Origin of the sequence: Micromonospora craterilacus (assembly GCF_003236315.1) — a bacterium.
GTDB lineage: Bacteria > Actinomycetota > Actinomycetes > Mycobacteriales > Micromonosporaceae > Micromonospora > Micromonospora craterilacus.
Genome location: NZ_POTY01000444.1, coordinates 1 through 1,929 on the forward strand (window position 1 = coordinate 1; position 1,929 = coordinate 1,929).

General features: G+C 74.2%; 2 protein-coding genes. One reads left to right on the plus strand and one right to left on the minus strand.

Annotation, left to right across the window (positions count from 1 at the left end; translation table 11 throughout):
- A partial coding sequence (locus C1I95_RS33625; protein ID WP_111220118.1) for an NADH-quinone oxidoreductase subunit C occupies positions 1-625 on the minus strand: 625 nt, incomplete at its 3' end.
- Positions 626-773: 148 nt separating this feature from the next.
- On the opposite strand from C1I95_RS33625, the gene C1I95_RS33630 reads away from it, so the two are divergent.
- Positions 774-1,820 (plus strand): glucose 1-dehydrogenase, encoded by a 1,047-nt coding sequence (locus tag C1I95_RS33630; protein ID WP_111220120.1) that lies wholly within the window; start codon positions 774-776, stop codon positions 1,818-1,820.
- Positions 1,821-1,929: the final 109 nt, after the last annotated feature.

The following is a 1,929-nucleotide window of genomic DNA, read 5'->3' on the forward strand; positions in this document are numbered from 1 at the left end:
GGGTGCCGCCGCGGGGGCCCTCACCGACGCCGCCGGCCCCGGCCGGGGTCGGGATGGTGCCCCACTCTCCCGGTGCGGGTACGCCCGGCGGCCGGATCGGCCGCCGGCCGCCGCCGGCCTCCGACTCGCCCGGCTCCTTCGCCCCCGGCCAGGGCTTGGCCACCCGCGAGGCGAGCACGAACTCCTTGCGCAGCGGATGCCCCTCGAACTCCGGTGGCAGCAGCAGCGGCCGCAGGTCGGCGTGCCCGGCGAAGTCGATGCCGAACATCTCGTGGGTCTCCCGCTCGTGCCAGGCGGCGCCCGGGTAGACCGCCACCACGGAGTCGACCGTTGGCGTCGCACGCGGCACCCGGGCGCGCAGCAGCACCCCGTGCCGGTGCACGGTGGACCAGAGGTGGGCCACCACGTCGAAGCCGTCGGCCAGCTCGTCGACCGCGGAGAGCCAGTCGAAGTAGTCGCAGGCCAGCTCGGCATCGTCCCGCGCGGCCAGCAGCGCCGCCCGCCAGGCGTCCGGGGGTACGTCGACGGTGGCCCGGGAGTGGGCCTGACCGCCGGAGACCGTCGCGGTGGCCTCGACGGGCGCGAGTAGCGCGACGAGCCGCTGGCCGACCTCTTCCGGAGTCATGTCGCTGATCCTAGGCCGTGTTCAACGAGGGTGGTCGAGCCGAGCCGGAGTACCGACGGCCGCCGGCCGCACCGTGCCGGGGCACGCGGCGGGGTGACGATCCGGGCTTTGCCGGCGGCGGCCCGTTGGTGGCCGCCACGATGGATCGGTGCGCGCTGTGACTGTCATTCCAGGGGTGCCCGGCTCGCTGCGGCTGCTCGACGACTACCCGGAGCCGGCCACCGACGAGGGGTCGATCCTGGTGGAGGCCGTCGCGGTGGGGATCTGCGGGACCGACATCGAGATCATCGAGGGGCAGTACGGCGAGGCCCCGCCCGGCACCGACCACCTGGTGCTCGGGCACGAGTCGCTGGGTCGGGTGCTGGAGGATCCGACCGGCACCCTGCAACCCGGTGACCTGGTGGCCGGGATCGTCCGGCATCCGGACCCGGTGCCCTGCCCGAACTGCGCCGTCGACGAGTGGGACATGTGCCGCAACGGCATGTTCACCGAGCACGGCATCAAGGCGCTGCCGGGCTTCGCCCGCCAACGGTGGCGGCTCCAGCCCCGCTTCGCCGTCGGGCTCGACCCGGAGCTGGGTGAGGTCGGTGTGCTGCTCGAACCGACCAGCGTGGTGGTCAAGGCGTGGGACCACATCGACCGGATCGGCCGACGGGCGGAGTGGCAGCCCCGCACCGCGCTGGTCACCGGGGCCGGGCCGATCGGTCTGCTGGCCGCCCTGCTGGCCAGCCAGCGCGGTCTCTCCGTACACGTGCTCGACCTGGCCACCGAGGGCCCGAAGCCCGCGTTGGCCGGCGCGCTCGGCGCGACGTACCACAGCGGGCCGCTCGACCAGCTCGACTTCGAGCCGGACGTCATCGTCGAGTGCACCGGCGCACCGACGGTCGTCCTCGAAGCGATGTTCAAGGCGGCCCCCACCGGGATCGTCTGCCTGGCCGGCGTCTCCAGCGGAGGCCGGACCATCGACTTCGACGCGGGTGAGCTCAACCGGACCCTGGTGTTGGAGAACAACGTGGTCTTCGGCTCGGTGAACGCCAACCGCCGACACTGGGACGCCGCCGCCAGGGCGCTGTCCCGGGCCGACCGCGCCTGGCTCAGCTCGCTGATCACCCGCCGGGTGCCGCTGTCCGAGTACGCCGCCGCCTACTCCCCGGGGCCGCAGGACATCAAGGTGATCCTCGACTTCACCGCCTGACCCGGCCAGCCCTCGGCGGCTGGCCGGCCCGCGAAGCGCGACAACGCCCCGAGCCGGTCAGGGTGCCGGCGGGCGTACGGGCGGGGCGGTGAGGGAGGCGGCGGAGCGC